The sequence below is a fragment of the Thermobifida sp. genome (genome assembly GCF_017577275.1).
Taxonomy (GTDB): domain Bacteria; phylum Actinomycetota; class Actinomycetes; order Streptosporangiales; family Streptosporangiaceae; genus Thermobifida; species Thermobifida fusca.
This window is the reverse complement of the sequence record NZ_PITY01000012.1, coordinates 42,963-63,374: the sequence shown is the minus strand read 5'-3', so window position 1 is coordinate 63,374 and position 20,412 is coordinate 42,963. Positions and strand designations below refer to the sequence as shown.

The following is a 20,412-nucleotide window of genomic DNA, read 5'->3' as shown; positions in this document are numbered from 1 at the left end:
CCCGTCCGTTGACCCGCAAGCGCCGACACGTGCGACCCAGGGCGTCGGTCGGCGGTTCATAGTCGTCGAGGAAAGAGAGACCGATCGTGAAGTTCCGGGTCGAACGCGACGTGCTCGCAGACGCCGTCGCCTGGACCGCTCGTACTCTGCCGGTCCGTCCGTCGGTGCCCGTCCTCGCTGGAATGCTGCTGGACGCCGACGACGTGGACGGACACCAGCGGCTCACCCTGTCCAGCTTCGACTACGAGGTCTCCGCCCAGGTATCGGTCGACGTCGATATCGACGAACCGGGACGGATCCTCGTGTCGGGCAAGCTGCTCGCCGAGATCGTGCGCAACCTTCCTCCACAGACTGTGGAAGTCAGCACTGACGGGGCCAAAGTCGTCGTCTCCTGCGGCAGCGCGAAGTTCACGATCCTCACCCTCCCTGTGGAGGACTACCCGACCCTCCCCGCCATGCCGGCGCTGACCGGATCCGTGCTCAGCGACACCTTCGCTGCTGCCGTCAGCCAGGTGGCCGTCGCCGCCGGACGCGACGACACCCTGCCCATGCTCACCGGGGTGCGCATCGAGATCGAAGGCTCCACCGTGACCCTCGTCTCCACCGACCGCTACCGGCTGGCGGTCCGGGAACTCACCTGGACCCCCGAGGACCCCAACGTGTCCGCGGTCGCCCTCGTCCCCGCCAAAACCCTCGCCGACACCGCCAAGTCGCTCACCGGCGGCGCCCAGATCTCCATCGCCCTGTCCACCGCGGAGAACGGCGGCGAAGGCATGATCGGCTTCGAAGGCGGCGGCCGACGCACCACCACCCGGCTCCTGGAAGGGGAGTTCCCCAAGTACCGGAAACTCCTCCCGGAGTCCTTCAACTCGGTGGCAGAAGTCCAGAAGAACGAGTTCATCGAAGCCGTCAAACGCGTCTCGCTGGTCGCGGAACGCAACACGCCGCTGCGGCTGTCCTTCACCAGCGACCGCCTGGTGCTCGAAGCCGGCACCGGAGAAGAAGCCCAGGCTGTGGAGGAACTCAGCGCCACCCTGGAAGGCGACGACATCCAGATCGCCTTCAACTCCACCTTCCTGCTCGACGGGCTCAACGCGATCGAATCAGACGTGGCCCACCTGCAGTTCACGACCTCCACCAAACCGGCCATCATCACCGGCAAGCCCGCAGACGACGGCACCGCCTCGGACTACCGGTACCTGATCATGCCTGTGCGGATCTCCAACTGACCCACCCGCGCCGGCCACCCGCACACCACCCACCTGGCTACGAGTAAGGGAAGACGAGCATGCAACTCGGCATGATCGGCCTCGGCAAGATGGGCGGCAACATGGCCGCACGGCTGCGCGACAAGGGGCACGAGGTCATCGGCTACGACGTCAACCCCGAGCTGCGCGACGTGGACTCCATCGCCGAACTCGTGGAACGACTGTCCGCCCCGCGGACCGTGTGGCTGATGGTGCCGGCCGGGGAGCCCACCCGGAACACGATCCGGGAGCTCGCCGACCTCCTCGACGAGGGCGACCTCGTCATCGAAGGCGGCAACTCCCACTACCGGGACGACCGCGTGCACGCCGACGAACTCGCCCGCCGCGGCATCGAATACCTTGATGCGGGAGTCAGCGGCGGAATCTGGGGACGCGAAAACGGCTACGGCATCATGGTCGGCGGCAGCGCCGAGAACGTGGCCCGCGCCAAGCCGATCTTCGACGCCCTCACCCCCGAGGCCGGGAGCGGGTTCGTCCACGCCGGGGAAATCGGTGCCGGGCACTTCGTCAAGATGGTCCACAACGGCATCGAATACGGCATGATGCAGGCCTTCGCCGAAGGCTACGAGCTCATGGCCGCCTCTGGGATCGTCAAAGACGTCCCCGGCACGCTCGCCAGTTGGCGCCAAGGCACCGTGGTGCGCTCCTGGCTGCTGGACCTGCTGGTCCGCGCCCTGGAAGAAGACCCCGAGCTGGAGCAGTTGCGCGGATACGCTGAAGACTCCGGTGAAGGACGCTGGACCGTGCAAGCCGCCGTTGACCACGCGGTGCCCGCCCCAGTTATCACCGCCGCCCTGTACGCCCGGTTCGCCTCCCGGCAGGAGGACAGCCCGGCGATGAAAGTCATCGCCGCACTCCGCAACCAGTTCGGCGGGCACGCGGTCGTCAAGAAGAACACCGACTAGGCTGCGCGGTCCACAGCCTGTGGACGACACGGCCGCCCCACACCTCCCGGGTTCGCGCCCACGCCCGCGCGACCCCGGTCTGCGTCCCCAGGAGCCGCCCCATGCACGTCTCCCACCTTCAGTTGGCCGACTACCGGTCCTACGAGGCCGCGTACCTGGAGCTGGAGCCGGGAGTCAGCACCTTCATAGGCCCGAACGGGCAGGGCAAGACCAACCTGGTCGAAGCGATCGGCTACGTCGCCACCCATAGCAGCCACCGCGTGGCCCACGACGCTCCCCTCGTCCGCCGAGGAGCCCAACGAGCCGTCATCCGCGCGGCCGTGGTCCGCCACGGCCAAACTGCCCTCATCGAGCTGGAGATCAACCCTGGGCGGGCCAACCGCGCCCGCCTGAACCGCTCCCCCAACACCCGGATGCGCGACGTCCTCGGCATCCTCCACACCGTCCTGTTCGCCCCCGAAGACCTGGCCCTGGTCAAAGGAGACCCGGGGGAGCGCCGCCGCTTCCTCGACGAGCTGCTGACCGCCCGCGCCCCCCGGTACGCGGGGGTGCGCTCCGACTACGAACGCGTCCTCAAACAGCGCAACGCGCTCCTCAAATCCGCAGCCGCCCAAAACCTCCACCACCGGGGCGGCCGCGACCTGCCCACGCTGGACGTGTGGGACGAGCACCTCGCCCAGATCGGCGCGGAACTCCTCGCGGCACGGCTCGCCCTGGTTGCGGAACTCCAGCCCTTGGCCGCGAAAGCCTACGGCGAACTCACCGCCACCCAAGACCCGATCAGCCTGCGCTACCGCTGCTCGGCCACTGACGAGGAGCTCGACACCACCAACCGTCCACAGCTTGTGGAAATCCTGCGCGCTGCACTGCTGCGCGCCCGCCCCGACGAACTGCGGCGCGGTGTCAGCCTCGTCGGCCCCCACCGCGACGACCTGCAGCTGTGGCTCAACGACCTGCCAGCCAAGGGCTATGCCAGCCAAGGCGAATCCTGGTCGTACGCCCTCGCGCTGCGGCTCGCCGGCTTCGAACTGCTCCGCGCCGACGGCGACGACCCCGTCCTCCTCCTCGACGACGTTTTCGCGGAACTCGACGCTGAGCGGCGGCGCCGCCTCGCCTCTTACGTCCGCACCGCGGAACAAGTCCTCGTCACCGCTGCCGTACCCGACGATGTCCCCCAAGAACTCTCCGGGGCACGATTCCGGGTCACAGGAGGGAGCGTGGAACGTGAACGGTGAGCACCCCGCCCCGGAACGCACCGACTCTCCCCAGACTGAGGAGAACATCACACCTCCCACCCCCCTGCGAGGTGTGGAACTCGCCCGCCAAGCCCTCGCTAAAGCCCGCGCCGAAGCCAAAGCCCGCGGCGCCGCCCCCCAAGGACAGGACCGCAAACCCCAGCGCAGCCTGGTCCGCAGCCGCGGCGAACCCCAACAGTTCGGCGACGCCATCCGCGCCTGGCTCATCGAACACGGCTGGCAGGAGCAGGTCGCTATCGGCGGCATCTTCGGACGCTGGTCCCGGATCGTCGGCGAACGCCTCGCCGAACACGTCCGACCCTGCAGCTACGCTGACGGGGAACTCGTCGTCGCCGTCGACTCACCCGCCTGGGCCACCCAGATCCGTGCCATGGCCCCCCAACTAGTACGCAAGCTCAACGAAGAGCTCGGCCACGGTGCCGTCCGGGTCATCAAAGTCAACGGCCCCGGCGGATACCGGACCTCACGAGGCCAGTGGCGGGTCCGGTGAACCGGCGCCCACGCCAGCACCGGGCCACGACCCGTGCCTACCCATCAACCAACAGCACTGATTCAACCGGGGCGTTCACGCCGGGGTAGGTCATGTGTGGGGACTCGTCTCCTACACCGTTCGTTCGTTCAGGGCCGTTCCAGACGCCTTAGATGCGACTTTTAGGTTTCGCGCAAGGTATCATGAAGGCAGTTCTCTTGGACGCCTCCACCGGCAGAGACCGCACCTAGGAGCGGATACCGGGAATCGGGGTCGCAGCAGCGTCTTGGCGGGGGCGTAGCATCGCGTTTCGCCTGGATCGCCGTGTGTCCGCCGGTTGTCATGCGGATGGTCGGCGTCCCCGGGCAGGAGGGTGTTTCCAACTTTGGCCTACGACGCGCGTTCAATCACGGTTCTGGAAGGCCTCGAAGCGGTACGCAAACGCCCCGGTATGTACATCGGATCCACGGGCGAGCGCGGACTGCACCACCTTGTCCAAGAGGTTGTGGACAACTCTGTGGACGAGGCGCTCGCCGGATACGCGACCGCTATCGAGGTCACATTGCTCGCTGACGGCGGGGTCCGGGTCACCGACAACGGACGGGGTATCCCGGTCGACCCGCACCCAGTAGAAAAGAAGCCCGCAGTAGAGCTTGTCCTCACCACCCTGCACGCGGGTGGCAAATTCGACAGCAAGTCCTACGCGGTCTCCGGCGGCCTGCACGGCGTCGGCGTCTCCGTCGTCAACGCCTTGTCCACCCGGCTCGAAGTCGAAGTCCGCCGGGACGGCTACCTGTGGACCCAGAGCTACGAGATGACCAAACCGGTCACCGAGCTCATCAGGCGGGAGCCCACCGACGAGACCGGCACCCAGATCACGTTCTGGCCGGACGGCTCCATCTTCGAAACCACCACCTTCAACTTCGAGACGCTCTCCCGGCGGCTCCAGGAGATGGCGTTCCTCAACAAGGGACTGTCCATCACCATCCGAGACGAGCGTCCCGAATTCGTCGGCGACTCCCCGGTCACCCAGACCTACTACTACGAAGGCGGGCTGTCGGACTTCGTCCGCCACCTCAACGCCACCAAGGAGCCCGTCCACTCCTCCATCATCGCGTTCGAAGAAGCCGGCGACGGGATCGCCGTCGAGATCGCGATGCAGTGGAACCAGTCCTACACCTCCTCGGTGCACACCTTCGCCAACACCATCAACACGGCTGAAGGCGGCACCCACGAAGAGGGCTTCCGCGCCGCACTCACCTCCATCGTCAACCGGTACGCCCGCGACCAGAAACTGCTGCGGGACAAGGACGAGAACCTCACCGGCGACGACATCCGGGAAGGCCTCACCGCCATCGTCTCGGTGAAACTCGCCGACCCCCAGTTCGAAGGCCAGACCAAAACCAAACTCGGCAACACCGAAGCCAAGTCCTTCGTCCAAAAGGTCTGCCACGAATACCTGCGGGACTGGCTCGACCGCAACCCGGGAGAAGCCAAAGACATCGTCACCAAGGCGACCCAGGCCGCCCGCGCCCGGATCGCCGCCCGCCAAGCCCGGGAACTCACCCGGCGCAAGACCCTGCTGGAGTCCACCTCACTGCCCGGCAAGCTCGCAGACTGCCAGTCCACCGACCCGGAACGCTGCGAGGTCTACATCGTCGAGGGAGACTCCGCCGGCGGCTCCGCCAAAGGCGGGCGTGACCCCTACTACCAGGCGATCCTCCCCATCCGCGGCAAGATCCTCAACGTCGAGAAAGCCCGCATCGACCGGATCCTCAAAAACAACGAGGTCCAGGCGATCATCACCGCGCTGGGCACGGGGATCCACGACGACTTCGACATCACCAAGCTGCGGTACCACAAGATCATCCTCATGGCCGACGCCGACGTCGACGGCCAGCACATCCGCACGCTGCTGCTCACCCTGCTGTTCCGCTTCATGAAACCGCTCATCGAAGCCGGACACGTCTACCTCGCGCAGCCCCCGCTCTACAAGATCAAGTGGGACCCCCGCGGAACCGACGTCGACTACGCCTACTCCGACCGCGAACGCGACGAGAAGATCGCCGCCGGTATCGCAGCGGGCAAGAAGGACCCCCGGCCCCGCGACCTCGTCCAGCGCTTCAAAGGCCTGGGAGAGATGAACCCCAGCGAACTGTGGGAAACCACCATGGACCCCGAACGGCGGGTGCTGCTGCAAGTGACGCTGGACGACGCAGCCCAGGCAGACGAAATGTTCAGCGTGCTCATGGGGGAAGACGTCGAATCCCGACGCGCCTTCATCCAGCGCAACGCCCGGGACGTCCGTTTCCTGGACATCTAGCCCGAACCTGACGTTTCCCGGCAGCGAACGACCCACCAGAAAAGGATCGACATCCCGTGACGGATGTGAACACGACTCCCGAGGCCCCCGACAACACCGGCGGCCGCATCGAACCGGTCGACCTCCAAGTCGAGATGCAGCGCAGCTATCTCGACTACGCCATGTCGGTCATCATCGGCCGCGCCCTCCCCGACGTCCGCGACGGTCTCAAACCCGTCCACCAGCGCGTCCTGTACGCCATGTACGACAGCGGGTACCGTCCCGACCGCGGCTACTTCAAGTGCGCCCGCGTCGTCGGGGACGTCATGGGTAACTACCACCCGCACGGCGACTCCGCCATCTACGAGACCCTGGTGCGGCTCGCCCAGCCCTGGGCGATGCGGATGCCGCTGGTCGACGGCAACGGCAACTTCGGCTCCCCGGGCAACGACCCGGCAGCGGCCATGCGCTACACCGAGTGCAAACTCGCGCCGCTGGCCATGGAGATGCTGCGCGACATCGACAAGGAGACCGTCGACTTCCGCCCCAACTACGACGGCCGCTCCCAAGAACCCGTCGTCCTTCCCGCACGCTTCCCCAACCTGCTCGTCAACGGGTCGTCGGGTATCGCCGTCGGCATGGCCACCAACATCCCCCCGCACAACCTCCGCGAGGTGGCCGAAGGCGTCTACTGGTACCTCGACCACCCCGACGCCTCCGACGAGGAACTCCTCGACGCGCTCATCGAACGCATCAAAGGCCCCGACTTCCCCACCCGCGGACGCATCGTCGGCCGGCGCGGCATCGAAGAGACCTACCGCACCGGACGCGGCTCGATCACCATGCGCGCCGTGGTCGAGATCGAAGAGGACAAGCGCGGCCGGCAGTGCCTCGTCGTCACCGAACTCCCCTACCAGGTCAACCCGGACAACCTTGCGCTGAAGATCGCTGAGCTCGTCAAGGAAGGCAAGATCAGCGGGATCGCCGACGTCAAGGATGAGAGCAGCGGCCGCACCGGCCAGCGGCTCGTCATCGTCCTCAAACGCGACGCGGTGGCCAAGGTCGTCCTCAACAACCTGTACAAGCACACCCAGCTCCAGGAAACGTTCGGCGCGAACATGCTGGCCCTGGTGGACGGAGTCCCCCGCACCCTCCGCCTCGACCAGATGATCCGCCACTGGGTGGCCCACCAGATCGAAGTCATCGTCCGGCGCACCCGCTACCTGCTGCGCAAAGCTGAGGAACGCGCCCACATCCTCCGCGCCCTGCTCAAGGCGATCGACCGGATCGACGAGGTCATCGCGCTCATCCGAGGCAGCGCCTCCGCAGACGACGCGAAGAACGGCCTCATGGAGCTCCTGGCCATCGACGACGTGCAGGCGCGCGCCATCCTCGACATGCAGCTCCGCAAACTCGCGGCCCTGGAACGCCAGCAGCTCACCAGCGAATACGACGAGCTGATGGCGCAGATCGCCGACTACAACGAGATCCTCGAATCCCCGGAGCGGCAGCGCAGGATCATCCGCGACGAGCTCGCCGAAATCGTCGAAAAGTACGGCGATGACCGCCGCACCGAGATCGTCCCCTACGAGGGCGACATGCGGATGGAGGACTTCATCGCCGAAGAGGACATTGTCGTCACCATCACCCGGGGCGGCTACGCGAAGCGCACCCGCCTCGACAACTACCGGGCGCAGAAGCGCGGCGGCAAGGGCGTGCGCGGCGCCCAGCTCAAACAGGACGACATCGTCCAGCACTTCTTCGTGACGACCACACACCACTGGATCCTGTTCTTCACCAACAAGGGCCGGGTGTACCGCACCAAGGCGTACGAGCTGCCGGAGCTCGCCCGCGACTCCCGGGGCCACCACGTCGCCAACCTGGTGCCGTTCCTCCCGGACGAGGAGATCGCCCAGGTGCTGGCGCTGCGCGACTACGACGCCGCCCCCTACCTGGTGCTCGCCACCCGCTCCGGCCTGGTGAAGAAGACCAAGCTGGCGGAGTTCGACTCCGCCCGCTCCTCCGGCATCATCGCCATCAACCTGCGGGAAGACGACGAGCTCATCGCCGCCCGGCTCGTCTACCCCACCGACGACCTGCTGCTGATCAGCAGCAACGCCCAGGCGATCCGATTCCCCGCCTCCGACGACTCGCTGCGCCCCATGGGCCGCGCCACCAGCGGTGTCATCGGTATGCGCTTCGCCGAGGGCGACTACCTGCTCAGCATGGACGTCATCCGGGAAGGCGAAGGCGCCACGGACGTGCTCGTGGCTACCGAAGGCGGCTACGCCAAGCGCACCCCGGCCGACCAGTACCCGGTGCAGAAGCGCGGCGGCAAGGGCGTGCTCACCGCCAGGATCGTGGAGTCCCGGGGCAAGCTCGTGGGCGCGCTGATGGTCGACCCCGAGGACGAGATCCTCGCGATCACCTCCAACGGCGGCGTGATCCGCACCAAGTGCGCGGAGATCAAACAGTCGCAGCGGGCCACCATGGGCGTCCGCCTCATGCACCTCTCCAAGGGCAACCACGTGGTCGCTATCGCCCGCAACACGGAGGGGATGGGCGACGACGCCGAGAACGGTGCACACGGTTCCGAGGACGCCGAAGACACCGAACAAGACTGAGTTTCACGTGAAACGCGTGCGCACGCGTGAGGGGAAAGGTATTACCCGCCCCTCGCGCGTGCCACTGGCCGCCATGTCCACCACTCAATAGAGTGGTTTTTCGTCATCAGTGACATTCGTTTCGTGGAGTTCGGTGCTCCTGTCCTGAGATCTCCCCGAATTCCACCGACTATAGGGAGAGTTCAGCGGTAACGTGGCTATGTCCGACAACGCGCAACGAGAGTCCGCTGCGGTGGAGCCGAATCCTGCCGATACCGACAAGAGCGGAGTAGACGCCGCAAGGACTACCGAGGTCGAGGGACCCGAGACCGAGACGCTCGGGACGGCCACGGACTCTGATGAAGTGACTGGGGCAGGGGGTCCCGAGACGACCGGAGGCGCTGAGAGGGAGTCTCCGGAGAGCGCGGACGCGGCCGAGGCATCGACCTCGGAAGCTGCACAGGGGGGTTCGGATATGGCAGCAGAAGCGGTTGCCGCGTCACCGAGTGCCGAAAGCAAGACCGCCAAGACCGCGGCGCGTAAGGCGCATCTGACGCTGAGCCGGATCGAACCGTGGTCGGTGATGAAGTTCAGCTTCATCATCTCGCTGGTGTGCTTCATCATCCTGTTCGTGGCGGTCGCAGTGCTCTACACCGGGCTGGAAGTCCTGGGTGTGTTCGACGCGGTGACGGAGCTGATCACCTCGCTGACCGAGGGGGACGAGGTCAGTGAGGAGTTCATCATCAACCCGGAGGTCTGGTTCTCGCCGACCCGGATTCTTGGATACACCGCGCTGTTCGGTGCGCTGAACGTCATCCTCATCACGGCTCTCGCTACCGCAGGTGCGATGCTTTACAACCTGTCCGCTGACCTCGTGGGCGGCATCGACGTAACGCTCAGCGAAACCGAGTGAGTCTTCTCGCGGGCCCGTGCCGCAGAGCACGGGCCCGAGGACTTCCAGAAGCGGGTAGAATTGAAGAAGACGGAGCAAACCACTCCGGACTTCCTCTCCCACCCGGGGGTTTCCGGTTCGCCCCACTCCCCTGGATGCGGTAGAGTTCTACACGAGCGAAGGGCGTATAGCTCAGTCGGTTAGAGCGCATCCCTGATAAGGATGAGGCCCCTGGTTCAAGTCCAGGTACGCCCACAGTTCAAGGCCCTCGCCGGATGCGGGGGCCTTTTAATTTCCGCTCTTGGGGAGCGAATCCGTCCCGCTGGATCCCCGCCGCTAGGCGTGGAGATCTCCATCGCGTTCGAGATCTGGTTGCGGCACATCTCGACACCCACCACGTAGGGCTGGTCATCACCAGGTTCCTTATCGCCCCTAAGAGGGGCAGCAACCCTGAAGTACAGGCGGCGCCGGACCGATGCCTTGCCCCTTCCTTCATTCCCAAGTGGTTGGCGATCTCCTGGGGTGAAGAAGTGTCAACGGCTCTCGAGAGGCCGCCCACGTTGAAGCGCGAACGTGATGGGCAACTGGGGGAGAGGTAGACGCCGTGCTTCCTGTCTATCGCAGAGACCGCCGGGATCCCGTGGAACGCTTGCGCGGCATGCGCCCTGCCCGGATGGGCCGCTAAGACTTTGCTGCTCGCCGAGGGTGAACTTCCTTTCCTTGTGAAAAGGAGGACTGTCGCAGTCGGCGCGGGTTGTCCTGGCGATGGTGGTGATGCCTGCGTGAGCGTTCACCCAGCACAGGCGGCACGGCGGAAGCCACCGCGAGCCCAGGGCGGGGAACCCTGCTCGAGTCTCGGCTGATGCGTGGCAAGACCAGTCGGGGCCTTCTCCAGCACGGTTTCCCTCTCGTCCTCCCAGTCCAGCTCCACCGCGGGATGTCCCACGCTCGCCACACACCGTCTGCCGAACCCGGCCGTGCCTTGCCATAGACCTGCGCGCAGAGGGAAGCGTGACACGCCGGACTTGGGGATCTCCGCTCCTGTTTCTTACTCCGTGCAGTAGGTCGACTTCCCGGAGTGTCCGCTATGAACAGCAGGTGAACGATCGGAACCGCCGTGCTGGCAGGGGAAGCAGCACCACCGTCTTCCGCAATGCCCGTTTTTGCTGTGAAAGATCCTGATACGCACCCTGTGCCGGATCACAAAGTCATATTCACTGTTTGCGGGGTTGCTGTTCACCCAGGTGTAGGGAAGTCCCATTACTGTCGATGGCCCCTGACCGGTTTTCGGGACCGGATGCGGGGGTTGTGTGTCCTCTTCTTCTCTTCCCGATCCTGGAGCCCAGCCTGTGAGCGTTGTCGCCGTCATACCCGCACGAGGAGGATCCAAGGGGGTCCCCCTGAAGAACCTCGCCAGAGTAGGCGGCCGCCCTCTGGTGGCGCGCGCAGTGGACGCTTGCCGCCGCGCCGACCTCGTCGACATGGTGGTTGTCTCCACCGACCATGACGGCATCGCCGCAGTCGCCCGCGACGCCGGGGCCACCGTGGTGGAACGCCCTGCCGACCTGGGCGCGGACACCGCGTCCTCCGAGTCGGTGCTGCTGCACGCCCTCGACCGGCTCGCGGAAGACGGCATCAACCCGCAGATCCTGGTCTTCGTCCAGTGCACCAGCCCGTTCATCGACCCCGCTGACCTGGACGACGCGGTGCGGCAGGTCCGCGACGACCTGGCCGACTCGGTGTTCTCCGCCGTGGAAACCTACGAGTTCCTGTGGCACATCACCCCCGATGGGGCACGCGGGGTCAACCATGACCACACGTACCGGCCGCGCCGCCAGGACCGCGCCCCGCATTACCGGGAGACCGGAGCGTTCTACGTGCTGCGCGTCTCCGGTTTCCGCGAGCACCAGCACCGGTTCTTCGGCCGTATCGCCGTGCAGCAGGTCAACCCCGCCCACGCGGTGGAAGTGGACTCGGTCGAGGAACTGGACCTGGCCTGCGCGGTCGCCCGTGCACTGGACCGGGAAGAACCGTTGGACGTCGACGCCGTGGTCACCGATTTCGACGGTGTGCACACCGACGACCGTGTCTACGTGGACCAGGACGGACGTGAAACGGTGGTGGTGAACCGCGGTGACGGTATGGGGGTGAGCCTGCTCCTTAAGGCAGGTATCCGCGTGTGCATTCTCTCCACCGAGGTCAACTCGGTGGTGCGGGCGCGTGCACGAAAACTAGGTGTCCCTGTGATGCACGGGCTGAGCGACAAGCGCACAGCCCTGCTCCAGTGGATGGCCGACGAAGGGCTCGACCCAGCCCGCGTCGCCTACGTCGGAAACGACGTGAATGACCTCGGTTGCCTGGCCGAGGTCGGATGGCCGATCGCGGTCCCGGACTCCCATCCGGATGTCCTCGCCGCGGCCCGGCTTGTTCTGACCCGTCCCGGAGGCTCCGGGGCGGTCCGCGAGATCTGTGAACGCGTCCTCGCGGCACGCAAAGGATAGGTAGCCATGACCCAGAACGCAACGACCGACCTCAGCGTGTCTGTTCCGGCTCCCGTAGCGATCGGTGACATTCTGGTCGGACCCGGCCAGCCCACCTACGTCATCGGCGAGATCGGAATCAACCACAACGGCGACGTGGACATTGCGCGCCAGTTGATCGAGGTCGCGGCGGAAGCCGGATGTCACGCTGTCAAGTTCCAGAAGCGGACACCTGAGATCTGTGTCCCCAAGGAACAGCGGGACAAGATACGGCAGACCCCGTGGGGCGAGATGACCTACCTGGAGTACAAGCACCGGGTGGAGTTCGGCCGGGACGAGTACACCGAGATCGCGAAGATCTGCGAGGAGAACGGTCTCCAGTGGTTCGCGTCCCCGTGGGATGTGCCGTCGGTGGAGTTCCTGGAGTCGTTCGACGTGGTCGCCCACAAGGTGGCTTCCGCGTCGATCACCGACCACGAACTGCTGCGGGCGCTGGCCGCAACTGGAAAGCCGATCATCCTGTCGACGGGCATGTCGACGATTGAGGAGATCGACGCGGCGGTGGAGATCTTCGACCGCAGCAAGCTGATCCTCATGCACTCCACCTCCACCTATCCGATGCCGCCGGAGGAGGCGAACCTGCGGACGATCATCACGCTGCGGGAGCGCTACGGGGTGCCGGTCGGCTATTCGGGGCACGAGCGTGGCCTGCAGATTTCGTTGGCCGCGGTCACGTTGGGCGCGGTGGCGGTGGAACGGCACATCACGTTAGACCGCACCATGTGGGGGTCGGACCACGCCGCCTCGCTGGAGCCCGCGGGGCTGCAGCACCTGGTCCGGGACATCCGGGTGATTGAGCAGGCGCTCGGCGACGGTGTGAAGCGCGTCTTCCCGGGGGAGGAGGAGCCCCGGAAACGGCTGCGCCGCACCACCGCGTGAGCCGGCACGGTGCTGTCGTGTTCGGGAGGCTGCGGCCTCCCGAACATTCCCGTTTTCGTTTCTGCTGGGGGCTCGTGAGTGACCACTCTGTCGGTCATCATTCCGGTGCGTGACGTTGCACCGTTGATCGCGGACACGCTGGAAAGCCTGCGGCGCAACGCACGGCCTGACTTCGAGTTCATCGTTGTGGACGACGCTTCTTCCGACGCCACCCCTGAGGTGGTGGAAGATTCGGGGGTGCCGGGGCTGACCCTGCTCCGTTCCGAGCGGTCGCTGGGGCCGTCCGCGGCCCGCAACCGGGGACTGGCGGTGGCGCAGGGCCAGTATGTCGCTTTTCTCGACGGCGACGACTGGCTGGCTCCCGGATATTTGGCGGACGCGGTCGAGGCGATCGCGGACCTGGGGGTCGACTTCATCAAAACCGACCATGTCAAAGTCACGGGGAAGGCCCGCAGCAGGGCGCGGGTCCCTGAAGGGCGGCGTGGGGTGGCGCTTCCCGCACGCTCCGGTATCCCCCCGGAGCATGCGACCACCATGGTCGACTATCCCAACGTGTGGTCCGGTGTCTACGACCGGCGCTTGTACGAGCAGGGCCTGCTCTCCTTCGACGAGGACTTGCACACCGCTGAAGACCGGTTGTGGACGTGGCGGCTGCACTTGCACGCCGACACGTTTGCGGCTGTCCCCCTGGTCGGGGTGTTCTACCGGCGGGAGGTCCCCCAGTCGCTGACTCAGGCAGGGGACGAGCGGCAGTTGCAGTTCTTCGACGCCCACGACCGGATCCGCGCGGAACTGGAGTCCCTGCCTGACGGGGAACGCTATCTTCCTAAGCTCATCCGCACCTACTGTGCGTTGATTGCCTTCCACCTTGACCGGGAGGACCGGTTGGCTCCGCGGGTGCGGCGACAACTGCGGTCGCGGGCTGCTGCGGCGCTGAGCGCTATGCCGCCGCGTCTTCTCGCCCGGGTGCTGCCCGCTTTGGGGGCGGAACGCGAACAGCTTCTCGCGGAACTGGTCGACCTGGAAACGGTGGTGGCCTGACCTGATGGCGCAGCTTTTCGTCGCCAGCACGTTTTTCGGTGCGATGTCGCTTGCTGCCGCGTTGGACGCGGGCCAGTTCGGTGCGGCAGACCAGCGGCGCATCCTCGTGGTGTCGAACAATGCGCTCGTGCCCGAGGTGGTTCCGCCGTTGGATGCCGCCCCCGGGTTTGATGTGCTGCGGTCGCGTTTCGGGGAGGTGGTGTCCTGGAACGAGCTGCTGTGGCCGTTCCACCCGTCCACATGGCAGCCGCGACAGCAGGAGCGGCCGCTTCTGAACCGGCTGCTGCGCCATTACTGGGATCTGGCGGAGGACGAGCCGCTGCACCTGGTGGTGGAGTCCATTCAAGTGCCGCCGGCGCGGGCGTTCGCTTCCGTGTTCGACGATGCCGCGATCACCGTGTACTCCGACGGGTTGATGAGCTACGGCCCGACCCGGGAGTCGCCGCCGCGCGAGGTCGCCACCCGTATCGACCGGGTCCTCTACCTTGACCTGGTGCCCGGGGTGGAGCCGCTGCTGCTCAGCGAGTACGGGGTTGCGCGCCGCACGATCAGCGGTGAAGCGTTTCGTGCCGTGGTGGCCGAGGTAGCGAAAGCTGTGGACGGGGTGGGGGAACGCACGGCGTGGGCGGGGGCGCCGCTCCTGCTCGGCCAGTATCTTGCGGCGCTTAACTTTCTTACCGCGGCTGAGGAGGATGCGCTGCACGCGCGCATGCTGCGCGGGGTGGCTGCCCAAGGCCACCGCACAGTGCTGTTCAAACCGCACCCGTCAACCACAGCGCGCACGTTCCGGACGTTGCACGCCACCGCTGAACAGCAGGGGGTGCAACTGGTGGTGCTCGACGAGCCGGTGCCCGTGGAAGTGTGGTACGAGGTGCTGCGCCCGGCTCTCGTGGTAGGTGTGTTCTCTACGGGGTTGAGTACCGCGTCCCGCTACTACGGTCTGCCAGTGGCGACCGTGGGCACGGAACTGCTGCTGGATCGGATCACCCCGTATCAGAACAGCAACCGGATTCCGGTGACGCTCGCCGACGCCACGATGCCGCGGCTGGCCGAGGACGGTACCGTGCACCCGCCGCGGATCACCGCCGACCGGGTAGCGGAGGAGCTGCTGCCGCTGCTGGTGGCGGTGGGCTACTGCATGCAGAACAGCGTGTACTCGCATCTGCGGGACGAGGCCGTAGCGTATCTGTCCCGCGGGCTTGACGAGGTGACGCGCCGCTATTTCAAGAAGCGGCGGCTCACCGCGCTGCGGCTGCCCGGCGCTGCCCCCGCCAAGCCGCGCTCGCTGCCTTGGCTGGCTGCCCGGGTGCGCCGCCTGCGGGGACGGTCCTGACGTGGGCTGCCGCGGGCCGCAGCACGGTTAGGCGACGAGCGCGTAGCCGACGGCGAGCGATCCGGTGAGGGACACGGCCCCCACCACCCATTCCGGCCAGGTTCCGGTACGAAACCGCATCCACCGGGGCACGCCGAGCATGGCCCAGCGGCGGCCGTTGACGGTGAACGGCCAGGCGAGGGGAACTCCCGATGAGGTGAGCGCGTCTCCTAGGGAGTGGACGATCATGCCGAGGGCGACGACGGCGCCGACGATCCACCCGGGCGGGTGGTTGTCCCACGCGGTCAGGAACAGTGCGGCCACGCAGAGCGCGCCGAGGGCCGCGCCCGGCCACGAGCCGAGCGCGGTACGCAGTCCCCGCCACGCGACTTTGCGGAGCGCGCGGAGGCCGAGAAAAGCCAGGAACCATGCGGTGACCAGGGTCGCCCACCAGGACAGGTGGCAGAGCAGGCCGATCACTGCGCCGACTGCGGCCGCGAAGACGGGGGTGTGGCCTAGGTGGCGGTGTTCCCCGTCGGAGCGGTCGGCTGGGGTTCGGGTGCGCCGGTAGACGGCGAGCGACAGGGCGCGCATTCCCCGGGACAGCAGGCCGGTGACGAACCCTTGGGAGCGGGTGGCGGTCGAGGAGGGATGGTCGAGGTCGGGGACTAAGGCCGAGCCCGCGCCGAGTAACGCCCACGCCAGCAGGCCCATGGGGGTGGGAGGGGTGCCCGCGGCGGCAGCGAGCGGAGCAGCGACAGCGACTCCGACCAGGACTCCGGTGGTCGCATGGCTGAAGCCCATCATCGTGGTGGACTCCCGTTCTCCAATTGTTGGGGGGGACGGGCCATGTCCTACCCCATTGCGCGGGAGCCGATATTTACTGCTGTCCCGGTGGGGGAGGACTCCCTGTCCGAAAAACGGGCGCCCCCTGGACCGCCAGTGCGCTGGGTGGGGAACCGCGGCTGCCCACGGGTCCGCTAGGTGGACGACTGTTCGGCCCGGTCGTGGTGCACCGGTTGCGCCGCGGGTTTCTTCGCGGGGGTGAGCAGGCGGCGGACTCGTTTGAGGCGTTTCCGGAACCGGCCGATCGTACGTAGCGCACCCGGTGGCACTTCCATGCGCAGCCGTCCCCGGCGGCGCCGCGCCACGTCTTTGGGACTGGTGAGCAGTGGGGGCCGTACTGGCAGCCCTTCCGTGCGGGCGCGTGCCACGAGCGCGCTCAACCGCGGCACCCAGTCGTTGTCGGCCGCGTCGTGGAAATAGTTCGCCGCACACCACTGCGGGTCCGGTTTCCGGAATTCGGCTGCGCGCAGATCTTCCAGGGTGCCGAGGGTGCCGCTGTCTTCGAACACCAGGTTGATCATTTCTGCGGATACGCCGAAGTCCGACAGGATCAGCAGCGGCACGTCGTAGGCGATCGCTTCGAGCGCGGCCGTGGAGCTGACCGTGACGAAACCGACGGCGTGCGCGAGCTGTTCCCGCATCGACCCGTCCGCGAACGTGACCGCGTCGGCGGGCACTTCCCCGGCCGCCACCAGGTTCTGCCACAGGGTTTCGTAGTGGTGGCGTTCCCGGTGGGTCTGCTGTTCGTGGGCGCGGGCCCGCAGTTTGACGACGACTTCCAGGTCGGGGCGGCGGGCCGCAAGGTCGGCGAGGGCACGCAGGATCGCTTCACGTTCTTCCCGTTCCACGGGCACTTTCGCCTGGGTGGCGAAGACGACGCGGTTGCGCGGCGCTTCCCTGGGAGCAGCCGGTGCGGGGAGGGCCGGGGCAGGGTTGTGGGGGAGGAACGGCAGGGTGGCGAGCCCGACTTCCCCGGTCACCCCCAGCTGTTCGCCCAATTCCCGGAACTCGGCTGCTTCCCGGTGGCTGTGCACGATGAACAAGTCGACGGGGGCGCGGTATAGCCACGCTTTCTCCGTGGCTGGAACAGACACCCCGGGCAGGCCGGAGACGAAGACCGGGCGCGGGGTGAGCCCGGCGAGCACGTCGTTGATGAGCACGTCGACCACGGGGCCGGTGCACGCGGTCACCACCACGTCGGGGCGGGTGCGGCGTACGGCGCGGCGCAGCGCCGTGGCGGACAGCACGGGCGGCAGCGCAGCGCTCGCGCGGGTGCTTTCGAGCGCGCCCCGCATCTGGGTGGGGGAGGGGGCGATCGGGGTGCGGGCCACTGCGAGTTCCCCGGACCAGTCAGGGGGAAGGGCGTCGACGAGGCACGCCGCCCATTTCAGGTAGGAGTCGGAGTCGGCGATCGCCATGACGTGCACGGGTCCACGGTTGGTCACGACGGGTCCTTCGGATGTGTGACGAATGTGCTCAAGTGGGCTCGCAGACTGGGGGTGGCCTGGTCGGTCCACCACGTTTCCGGGATCGGTACCGCGCTGACCGTGGTGCCGTTCCGTTCCAGCAGAACGCGGAGCGAGGTCACGGCCGTGGACGGCAGGCTCACCACTTCGTGCCGGGCGGCTAGTCCGCGCAAGGCCAGTTCGGCGGGGAGGCCCTGGTCGGCGACCCGCAGGCGAGGGTGGGCGCGCAGGACTGCCAGGGTGCGGTCGTCTTCCCGCCGGTGCGGGTAGTAGAGGAGCGGTGCCTGCTCGGCTTGGTGCGTCACCCACGCCAGGTAGGGCTCGGCGTGGATGAGGCCGTCGCAGACCATTGCCGTGCCGAGCACCACGCGGTTTTCCTCGGGCAGGGTCCCGCCTGGCAGGGACCGCAGCCAGGGGAAGTCGTGCGTGATGATGCGGATGCCGACCGCGGTGGCTTCGTCGACTAGACGGTCGGGCAGCGGGAGCATGGTGAACACGGTGACCCGTCCGGTGCGTGCCGCCGCGCGGATCTTCCGTGCCGCTGCCAGGCCGAGGAGGCGGCGGGGCAGGGTGGAGCGCACGCGGGCCCGCTCCAGCGGGACTGCGGTGCGGCGGCTGAGCAGGCGGAGCAGGTGGAGGGTGGCGAGCCCGTCGTCCACGATGACGTAGTGGCGGGCGCGGCTGCCGAGCAGGGAGCGCTGCACTTGTCCGGAGAACGCGTCCCCGATGAACCAGACCCCGGACCCGCTGTGGTGCGGGGCCAGGCTGGGGACGGCGGGCAGGACGGTGAGCCCGTCGGGAAGATCGGTCTCGGCCAGTGCGGTGACCGTGTCCGCGAGGGACGGGGATCCGGCGCGGGGCAGGACCTGCGTGTGCTGGGCGAAGGCACCGGTGTGGTGGGCTTCGACCACGGACAGGAGTTGCAGCGGGGTTTCCACCCAGGCCATAGCGGTGGTGGTGCTGTCCGCACGGTCCGGGCAGAACGCGGGAGACGAGGAGTTCTTCACGATGCCGACCTGTCGTCCCGGTATGTCGACACCGGGGGAGAGAAAGGAAAGGAGGGCGGCACGCAGAGTACTCATCGTGGGTTAACGGGATCCAGGGTCGGGTGAACGGAAGACCAACGGGTGGTGTGGTCGTGGTGGTCTGCCGTGGTGGCGGCCGGCTGCTGGGCCACGGTGGCGATGATGATGCGGCCTTGGCCGGAGGCGAGCACGGGGCCGGTGCGGGCGCTGAGGAAGGCGGATTCTCCGCGGGCCAGGGCGAGGTTGCCTCCGCTGGGTGCGTGGAGTTCCACGGCGCCTTCGACGACGAGGGCGATGGCGGGGCCTTCGGGAAGCCACACCGCTTTCTCCCTGGGTTCGGCGACGATGAGCGCGAAGTCGTCGATGTCGGGCCGGTATTCGATCAGGCCGTCCCGCACCACGGGTTCCACGTAGGGGATGGGCAGCATGCTGTAGTCGAGCACCTTGAGGAGTTCCTCAGGGTCGACGTGTTTGGTGGTGAGGCCTGCGCGGAGCACGTTGTCGGAGGTGGCCATCACTTCCACGGCGACCCCGTGCAGGTAGGCGTGGACGTTGCCCGCGGGCAGGAACAGGGCTTGCCCTGGGGACAGCACCACGTGGTTGAGGAGGAGCGCTGCAATGGCCCCCGGGTCGCCGGGGTAGCGTTCCGCGAGGTCGAGCACGGCCCGCAGGTGGCGGGAGGGCGCTGTGGCGCGTTCCGCGAGTTCTTCCGCGGTTTCGGTGACCAGGGTGGCGCGCTGGTCAGCGGGCAGGGTGAGCAGCCGGGTCATGGCGGAGCGCAGTGCCGCGGACGGATCGGCTGCGGTCAGGTCGGCGTGGAGTGCCTGTGCCAGCGGGGTGGTGAGGCCGGCGAGGTCGGCCGCTGAGGCGGCCGGGGAGCGGAACCCGCAGAGGGCTTCGAATTCGCCGAGCGCCATGACGAGTTCTGGTTTGTGGTTGGGATCCCGGTAGTTGCGGTGCGGCGCGTCGATGGGAATCCCGGCGGCTTCTTCTGCGGCGAATCCGGCTTGGGCGCGTTCCTTGTCGGGGTGGGCCTGCAGCGACAGGGGTTGGGCGACGGCGAGGAATTTCAGGAGGAAGGGAAGGCGTTTGTTGAAGCTGCGCGCCACTTCTGTGCCGAGTGTTGTGACCGGGTCGGACGCGATCATCGCGTCGAGTCCGATCGGTTCCGTGCCGCCACTGGCGATCGTGCTGGGGGCACTGGGGTGGGCACCCAGCCACAGTTCGGCTTGGGGTTGCCCGTTGGGTTCAATTCCGAGCAGCCTAGGGATCTCGGTGGTGGATCCCCACGCGTACTGCCGAACGTGGTTGGCGAGTCGCCACATGGTCAGTCCCTCCGTGAGGCGGAACGGTGCGCCCTCGAACTCGGTTCACCAGGACGCGGTAGCCGCCACGCTAACCCCGACAAGACGGTGAAAACCGTGATCAGAGGGGTGTTCCCCCTGAATTTCGTCCTCGCGCCAGCAAGATTTAACTCGCTAGTAGGGAATCTGTAGGTTAGGCCAGGATCGTATGAAGTGGGCCACTTTTGTCCAGCAGTGAGCCTTGTGTGATCGTTGGCGCGGTTTCTTGGCGAGCGGTCCCGGGCCTGTACTCCACTGCCAGGCG

At 67.0% G+C, this 20,412-nt stretch carries 15 protein-coding genes and 1 tRNA gene; 12 read left to right on the top strand and 4 right to left on the bottom strand.

Features of this window, described 5'->3' with window-relative positions; genetic code table 11:
• Window positions 1-86 precede the first annotated feature (86 nt).
• From dnaN to CW348_RS01425, 12 genes are all read left to right on the top strand, one after another.
• Complete coding sequence (gene dnaN, locus CW348_RS01480; protein ID WP_011290451.1) at window positions 87-1,229, top strand: DNA polymerase III subunit beta; 1,143 nt, start codon at window positions 87-89, stop codon at window positions 1,227-1,229.
• Between the two features lie 59 nt (window positions 1,230-1,288).
• Window positions 1,289-2,173 carry a phosphogluconate dehydrogenase (NAD(+)-dependent, decarboxylating) gene (gene gnd / locus CW348_RS01475; protein ID WP_011290452.1) on the top strand — a complete coding sequence of 295 codons (885 nt, stop codon included), beginning with the start codon at window positions 1,289-1,291 and terminating at the stop codon, window positions 2,171-2,173.
• A gap of 101 nt (window positions 2,174-2,274) precedes the next feature.
• A complete protein-coding gene (recF, locus tag CW348_RS01470) occupies window positions 2,275-3,408 on the top strand; it encodes a DNA replication/repair protein RecF (RefSeq protein ID WP_011290453.1) in 1,134 nt (377 codons plus the stop codon).
• Window positions 3,398-3,919, top strand: coding sequence for a DUF721 domain-containing protein (locus CW348_RS01465; protein ID WP_011290454.1), 522 nt, complete (start codon window positions 3,398-3,400; stop codon window positions 3,917-3,919). The genes recF and CW348_RS01465 overlap by 11 nt, the downstream gene beginning before the upstream one ends.
• A 364-nt stretch (window positions 3,920-4,283) precedes the next feature.
• The gene (gene gyrB, locus CW348_RS01460; protein ID WP_016187959.1) at window positions 4,284-6,221 is read left to right on the top strand and encodes a DNA topoisomerase (ATP-hydrolyzing) subunit B; all 1,938 of its coding nucleotides are present in this window, start codon (window positions 4,284-4,286) and stop codon (window positions 6,219-6,221) included.
• A 56-nt stretch (window positions 6,222-6,277) separates the two neighbouring features.
• Window positions 6,278-8,824, top strand: a complete 2,547-nt coding sequence (gyrA, locus tag CW348_RS01455; protein ID WP_011290456.1) for a DNA gyrase subunit A — start codon at window positions 6,278-6,280, stop codon at window positions 8,822-8,824.
• 199 nt (window positions 8,825-9,023) lie between these two features.
• Window positions 9,024-9,716 carry a DUF3566 domain-containing protein gene (locus CW348_RS01450; RefSeq protein WP_104612771.1) on the top strand — a complete coding sequence of 231 codons (693 nt, stop codon included), beginning with the start codon at window positions 9,024-9,026 and terminating at the stop codon, window positions 9,714-9,716.
• A gap of 160 nt (window positions 9,717-9,876) precedes the next feature.
• Window positions 9,877-9,950, top strand: a tRNA-Ile gene (locus tag CW348_RS01445).
• A gap of 1,055 nt (window positions 9,951-11,005) precedes the next feature.
• The gene (locus tag CW348_RS01440) at window positions 11,006-12,196 is read left to right on the top strand and encodes an acylneuraminate cytidylyltransferase (protein WP_338114564.1); all 1,191 of its coding nucleotides are present in this window, start codon (window positions 11,006-11,008) and stop codon (window positions 12,194-12,196) included.
• A 6-nt stretch (window positions 12,197-12,202) separates the two neighbouring features.
• Window positions 12,203-13,114, top strand: a complete 912-nt coding sequence (locus CW348_RS01435) for an N-acetylneuraminate synthase family protein (protein WP_011290459.1) — start codon at window positions 12,203-12,205, stop codon at window positions 13,112-13,114.
• A gap of 78 nt (window positions 13,115-13,192) precedes the next feature.
• Entirely contained in the window at window positions 13,193-14,155 is a 963-nt protein-coding gene (locus CW348_RS01430) for a glycosyltransferase family 2 protein (protein WP_011290460.1), read from the top strand.
• Between the two features lie 4 nt (window positions 14,156-14,159).
• Entirely contained in the window at window positions 14,160-15,488 is a 1,329-nt protein-coding gene (locus tag CW348_RS01425; RefSeq protein WP_011290461.1) for a polysialyltransferase family glycosyltransferase, read from the top strand.
• A 27-nt stretch (window positions 15,489-15,515) separates the two neighbouring features.
• Here CW348_RS01425 and CW348_RS01420 read toward each other — a convergent pair whose 3' ends face one another.
• The 4 genes from CW348_RS01420 to manA form a co-directional block, all read right to left on the bottom strand.
• Window positions 15,516-16,274, bottom strand: coding sequence for a metal-dependent hydrolase (locus tag CW348_RS01420; RefSeq protein WP_038042994.1), 759 nt, complete (start codon window positions 16,272-16,274; stop codon window positions 15,516-15,518).
• Window positions 16,275-16,447: 173 nt separating this feature from the next.
• Window positions 16,448-17,758, bottom strand: coding sequence for a DUF6716 putative glycosyltransferase (locus CW348_RS01415; protein WP_011290463.1), 1,311 nt, complete (start codon window positions 17,756-17,758; stop codon window positions 16,448-16,450).
• Complete coding sequence (locus CW348_RS01410; protein ID WP_227480965.1) at window positions 17,755-18,861, bottom strand: hypothetical protein; 1,107 nt, start codon at window positions 18,859-18,861, stop codon at window positions 17,755-17,757. The genes CW348_RS01415 and CW348_RS01410 overlap by 4 nt, the downstream gene beginning before the upstream one ends.
• A complete protein-coding gene (manA, locus tag CW348_RS01405; RefSeq protein ID WP_011290465.1) occupies window positions 18,858-20,129 on the bottom strand; it encodes a mannose-6-phosphate isomerase, class I in 1,272 nt (423 codons plus the stop codon). The genes CW348_RS01410 and manA overlap by 4 nt, the downstream gene beginning before the upstream one ends.
• Between the last annotated feature and the right edge of the window lie 283 nt (window positions 20,130-20,412).